This window comes from Mesorhizobium sp. M2A.F.Ca.ET.037.01.1.1 (assembly GCF_003998075.1).
In the GTDB taxonomy this organism is placed as follows: Bacteria; Pseudomonadota; Alphaproteobacteria; order Rhizobiales; family Rhizobiaceae; genus Mesorhizobium.
The window spans coordinates 1-6,168 of record NZ_RZSA01000338.1 but is presented as its reverse complement, the minus strand read 5'-3'; the positions used below and the strand labels follow the sequence as shown (position 1 = coordinate 6,168).

3 protein-coding genes are annotated in these 6,168 nt (G+C 65.3%); 2 read left to right on the top strand and 1 reads right to left on the bottom strand.

What is annotated here, in order from left to right; genetic code table 11:
* The coding region (locus EOA27_RS17845) for a CapA family protein (protein ID WP_127256801.1) at window positions 1–781 on the bottom strand (781 nt) is incomplete at its 3' end.
* Window positions 782–926: 145 nt separating this feature from the next.
* Between EOA27_RS17845 and EOA27_RS17840 the strand changes: the two genes are divergently transcribed.
* Window positions 927–2,168, top strand: coding sequence for a hypothetical protein (locus EOA27_RS17840; RefSeq protein ID WP_245491113.1), 1,242 nt, complete (start codon window positions 927–929; stop codon window positions 2,166–2,168).
* A 633-nt stretch (window positions 2,169–2,801) separates the two neighbouring features.
* Complete coding sequence (gene uvrB / locus EOA27_RS17835; RefSeq protein ID WP_127256799.1) at window positions 2,802–5,936, top strand: excinuclease ABC subunit UvrB; 3,135 nt, start codon at window positions 2,802–2,804, stop codon at window positions 5,934–5,936.
* Window positions 5,937–6,168 lie beyond the last annotated feature (232 nt).

Genomic DNA, 6,168 nt, shown 5'->3' with positions numbered 1-6,168 from the left:
CCCCGCGACCGATGCGCTCGATTGGCTGCACGACATGGGCATGATGGCCGACGATCAGCCCGGCGCCCTTATCCGCCAGCAGCCTCGCCAGCGCCCGCGTCGCCTTGCGCGGAAAATGCCGGAACTCCCAGTCCCAGTGCGGCACCGCGCAGGTAAGGTCGACGCCGGACATGGCGTCGCGGGGCCATTCGGCGGTCTGCATCGAAATCCGTTCCTCAAACGGCGCGGTGTCGGTGTTGCGCCAGAGCGTAAAGGCCGCGAAGCCGATGGTCAGCGATCCGGCGGCATGACTCTGGACAGGTCCGCCGGCAACCGTGCCGATCGTCCGGATCCCGAGCCGGTCGAGCGCCGCAAGCGTTTCCACGAAACCGGCTATGCCCTGATCGAGCACGTGGTTGTTGGCCAGGGACAGAACGAGCCTGTCGCGCGCGATGCCGGCAGCTGCGAGCGCGTCCGCGAGAAAGCGCTCGCTCATCGCGTGATGCGTGCCGAGCCATGTGCCCATCGCCGCGCGTGACCGTTCGACGATCGGGCTTTCGCAATTGCCGACCACGAGGTCGGCGGATGAAAGCAGCCCAGCAATCGTCGGATCGCATTCCGGCGCATTACGGTTGGCGACCGCCGAGATGTCGCCGACAAACGCCAGCCGCACCGTCCGCATGGGCGGCGGATCGATCAACCTCGCCGCCGGCGCCACAAAACCGCTTCGGTCGCCACCGAGAGACGGTCTCAGCAGGCGTGGCAGCCAGGACAGCTTGTAGGAAAGCGGATAATTCGACACGGGCAGGTCCAGTTTTGCTTTCTCTAGACTGTCTGCCCGGCCGATTGAAGCCGGCCGCCAATCGGCGTGGGCTAGGCGACGCCACGAGCCAAATGCGTGTATGCTTGCGACGTGACGCATATGGAGGGCGATGACGATGCGTATAATGGTCCTTGCAGCAGCCTTGTTAGCATTCCTGCCGGCGTCCTTCGCCTGGGCGGAGATGCCGGACGCAGCCAAGTCCCTGTTCGAGGCGAAGAGCGTGGCAGAGCGGAACACGGCGCTGTCGACGCTGGAGGCGTCAGCGGCGAAGGACCCGGCAGCGGCCTATGCGGCCGGCGCCAGCGAGTTCTTCACCGCGCTCGAGCTCCTCGCCGGCGGCCTGCATCGCCACGGCTTCGATAGCCCGAAATCCTTCATGCTGCCGCTGATGCAGCTGCCCGTGCCCGACAATCCCAACCCGCAGCCGCTGACCTACGAAGAATTCCGCGCCATCCTGGTCTCCTTCCGCGACCGGCTGGAAAAATCCGCCGCAACGCTGGGTTCCGTCCCGGCCAACGCCGACGTCGGCATGGTCGTCGACCTCACCCGCGCTGGTATCGATCTCAACGAAGACGGCGCCATCGCGCCCGACGAAAGCTTCGCCGCGATCATGGCTTCGCTCGCGCATGGCAGCATCGACACGAGCGCTGCCGCGCCTTCGCTCACCTTCCGCTTTGATCGCGCCGACGGTTTCTGGCTGCAGGGCTATGCCGAATTCCTGATGGCGCAGGCCGATTTCTGGCTGGCCCATGATTTCAGAGCCATGTTCGACGGCTCATTCCACATGCTGTTCCCGCGGGCCAAACTGCCGCTGCAGGACGCGCTGGTGCCGCTGGACGGCGGCATGAGCGGCAACATGTTCGCCTCGGAATGGCGCTTCGCCGACTTCATCTCGCTGGTGCATCTCGTCAACTGGCCGGTGATCGAGCCGGAACGCCGGCAGGCCTCGCGGCGCCATCTGCTGGAGATGATCCGGCTGTCGCGCGAGGACTGGAAATCGATCCTGGCCGAGACCGACAATGACCGCGAATGGCTGCCCGGGCCGCAGCAGAAAGGCGCCAATCCCCTCACCGGCCTCGACGTCGGCCAGGAGCAGGTAACCGCTTGGCTCGCCACGCTCACGATGGCCGAGGATCTTCTCGAAGGCCGCGTGCTGCTGCCGCATTTCCGCATCGCCGGCAAGGGCATCAACATGAAGCGCTTCTTCGACGAGCCGAAACCCTTCGACCTCGTTCTGTCGATCACCGGCCCCGGCATCGCGCCCTATCTCGAAAGCGGCAAGATCCTCACCAGCGACGATTTCGACCAGATCCAGCGCGAGTTCGCCGGCGCCGGCTTTTTAACGTTTGCGCTGTGGTTCAATTAAGTCTTGGGTTCCTCGCGTGGCTAGGGGATGCACACATTTCCAAGCGGCTGGCCTTTGGCGATAGCGTACATGGCAGCTGGCGGATGCATTGTCTTATGGTGCGCCGGTCGACCCCCACTCCGTCTCGGCTTCGCCGAGCCACCTCTCCCCCGATCGACGGGGTAGAGGAAGGCGCCAAGCTTTTTGCCGTCAACGCTTGTCCAGCAGCGCTCCCTTCCTTTCCCTCCGGAGGGGGGAAAGGTGGCGCTGCGAAGCAGCGACGGATTGGGGGAACCACGTGGCAATCAAGCCTCGGCCTTATCAGTCACGCCAGCCACGAAAGATGTGTGCATGGCGTAGCCGGACGTGGGGGAGAGGTGGCTCGGCGAAGCCGGGACGGAGAGGGCAGCGCCGGTTCGGGTGGCGAAAGCGCCTCGAAGAGAAGGGCTTCCGCCTTACGAAGCCCCCTCTCCGTCCGTTTCGCGGACACCTCTCCCCGCCTCTGGCGGAGGCGAGCACCCTGAGTCGGCGTTAGCCTGCCCCATCGGATCATGACGCCTCTCCTGACAGCCTTCTGTCAGCAGCGTCCGCGCCTGACCGGCGCCGTTTCACTCGCCTCTTTCCATTTCGGCCGAGTCCACCCATATTCGGCCCATGGCCAGACATCCTGACAAGAAGACGCCTTCGCAAGACGGCGCGCCGAAGCGGCGCAGCCCGCTGACCGACTTCCTCGACGCCGCCGAGCCGCTGAATCCCGGCGGCTTCGCCGAGGCGCCGCAGGCCGACTTCACCGGCGCGCCGCTGACCGGCTCGATCTCCGATTGGGCCGGGCAGATCGAGCGCGAGGCGGAAAAGCAGCCGAAGGCGAAAGCCCCGAAGAAGATCCCCGAACGCTCCTCGGCGCCCGGGCGGACGGCGCGCGGCACCTCGATGGGCGGAGCGGCCTCGGCCAAGGAGCGCGCCGCCGCCGGCCTCAACCCGGTGGCCGGACTCGACATCAGCCTGGAGGATGCAGAGCAGGTTTCGTCCAGCGGGGTTACCGCGACCGTAGCCGCGCTGTCGGCGCTGATCGAATCCGGCAATCCGCTGCACAAGGACGGCCAGCTCTGGACGCCGCACCGTCCCGCCCGGCCGGAAAAGTCGGAAGGCGGCATCGCCATCAAGATGGTGTCGGATTTCGAGCCCGCCGGCGACCAGCCGACCGCGATCAAGGATCTCGTCGAAGGCGTCGACCGGAACGACCGCACCCAGGTGCTGCTCGGCGTCACCGGCTCGGGCAAGACCTTCACCATGGCCAAGGTGATCGAGGAGACGCAGCGTCCTGCCCTGATCCTGGCGCCCAACAAGACACTGGCCGCGCAGCTCTATGCCGAGTTCAAGAAGTTCTTCCCCGAGAACGCGGTCGAGTATTTCGTCTCCTACTACGACTATTACCAGCCGGAAGCGTATGTGCCCCGGACCGACACCTATATCGAGAAGGAATCTTCGATCAACGAGCAGATCGACCGAATGCGCCACTCGGCGACGCGCTCGCTGCTGGAGCGCGACGACGTCATCATCGTCGCTTCGGTGTCCTGCATCTACGGTATCGGCTCGGTCGAGACCTACACGGCGATGACCTTCCAGATGCAGGTCGGCGACCGGCTCGACCAGCGCTCGCTTCTCGCCGACCTCGTCGCCCAGCAATACAAGCGCCAAGACATCAACTTCGTGCGCGGCTCGTTCCGCGTGCGCGGCGACACGATCGAGATCTTTCCCGCCCACCTGGAAGACCGCGCCTGGCGCATCTCGATGTTCGGCGATGAGATCGAGTCCATCACGGAATTCGATCCGCTGACCGGGCAGAAGACCGGCGAGCTGAAGAGCGTCAAGATCTACGCCAACTCGCACTATGTGACGCCGCGCCCGACCTTGAATCAAGCCATCAAGTCGATCAAGGAAGAGCTCAAGTACCGCCTGCAAGAGCTTGAAAAGGCTGGGCGTCTCTTGGAGGCGCAGCGGCTGGAACAGCGCACGCGCTTCGACCTGGAGATGCTGGAGGCGACCGGCTCCTGCGCTGGTATCGAGAACTATTCGCGCTACCTCACCGGCCGCGCCCCGGGCGAGCCGCCGCCGACTTTGTTCGAATATGTGCCCGACAATGCGTTGATCTTCATCGATGAGAGCCATGTCACCGTGCCGCAGATCGGCGGCATGTATCGCGGCGACTTCCGCCGCAAGGCGACGCTGGCGGAGTACGGCTTCCGCCTGCCCTCCTGCATGGACAACCGGCCGCTGCGTTTCGAGGAATGGGACGCCATGCGTCCGCTGTCGGTGGCGGTTTCGGCGACGCCCGGCGGTTGGGAGCTCGAGCAGTCCGGCGGCGTCTTCGCCGAGCAGGTCATCCGCCCGACCGGGCTGATCGATCCGCCGGTCGAGGTGCGCCCGGCCAAGAGCCAGGTCGACGATGTCGTCGGCGAGATCCGCGAGACGACAAGGCTCGGCTACCGCACGCTGGTGACCGTGCTGACCAAGCGCATGGCCGAGGACCTCACCGAATATCTGCATGAGAACGGCATTCGCGTCCGCTACATGCATTCCGACATCGACACGCTGGAACGCATCGAGATCCTGCGCGATCTCCGCCTCGGCGCCTTTGACGTGCTGGTCGGCATCAACCTCCTGCGCGAAGGCCTCGACATTCCGGAGTGCGGCTTCGTCGCCATCCTCGATGCCGACAAGGAAGGTTTCCTGCGTTCGGAAACCTCGCTGATCCAGACCATCGGCCGCGCTGCCCGTAACGTCGACGGCAAAGTCATCCTCTATGCCGACCAGATCACCGGCTCGATGGAGCGGGCGATGGCGGAGACCAACCGCCGCCGCGAGAAGCAGATGGAGTGGAACGCCGCCAACGGCATCACGCCGGAATCCGTCAAGTCGCGCATCGCCGACATCCTCGACTCGGTCTACGAGAAGGACCACGTCCGCGCAGACATCTCGCAGTTCACCGACGACGCCGGCGCGATGATCGGCAACAATTTGAAGACCCATCTCGAGGCGCTGGACAAGCAGATGCGCGATGCCGCCGCCAATCTCGATTTCGAGAAGGCGGCGCGCGTCCGCGACGAGATCAAGCGACTGCGCGAGATGGAGCTCGCCATCTCCGACGATCCGCTGGCGCGCGAGGTGGAAAGCCAAAGTCCTGCCTCGGGCCGCGAGAAGGGCAAGCACAACAAGGGCGTCGCCAGGCATCGCACGGCCGAGGAGCAGGAGCGTTTCCGCAGGCTCGACGAAGCCCGCGCCGCCGAAGAGGCGGCAAAGGCTGCCCGACCCAATATGTTCCGCAAGCCGCATCTCGACGAGATGGGCGCCGACGGCGCCGTGCCGTTGAAGAAGCCGCTCTTCGCCAAGCCCTGGCTCGACGACATGGGCCCCGGCACGGATATGACGACGCCGGCCGGTGCCGTATCGCGCTCGCTGTTCAAGAAGCAGACGGCGCAGGAAGCGCACGGCTCCGACTTCGGCATTCCCGGCGACCGCACCAAGCCGTTGTTCCGCAAGAACTCACTCGACGAGATGACGGTGCGGCGGACGGAAAAGCCCGTCGAGGGAAAAGTGCCGGCGAAGCCAAAGCCGATCTCCCCCCTTGTGGGGGAGATGTCCGGCAGGACAGAAGGGGGCGCGAAGGAACGCGACGATCCCAGCAAACCCATCGTCCGCCAGCGTTCGGGCATCGGCTCCTACGAGGACCCGGCCGACGAGCGCCGCCAGAAGCGTCGCCCGGGCAAGACGGGACGGCCAGGGCATTGATTTCCGAAGGTCGGTTCAAGACACGTTGAGATGCTGGCGGGACAGCGCCCCTCTCTGTCCTGCCGGACATCTCCCCCACGAGGGGGGAGATTGGCGGCTGAAGCGCCGGCTTCCATCTTGCAACGCTGGCGATTGGCGAGGCGCCTATGACAGCTAATCTCCCCCCTTGTGGGGGAGATGGCCGGCAGGCCAGAGGGGGGCGCGAAGGAACGCGGCGACTCCGTTGCAGCTG

Excerpts from the sequence above, each read along its gene's own strand:
- EOA27_RS17840 (WP_245491113.1), top strand. The coding sequence starts at position 927 with ATGGTCCTTGCAGCAGCCTTGTTAGCATTCCTGCCGGCGTCCTTCGCC.
- uvrB (WP_127256799.1), top strand. The coding sequence starts at position 2,802 with ATGGCCAGACATCCTGACAAGAAGACGCCTTCGCAAGACGGCGCGCCG.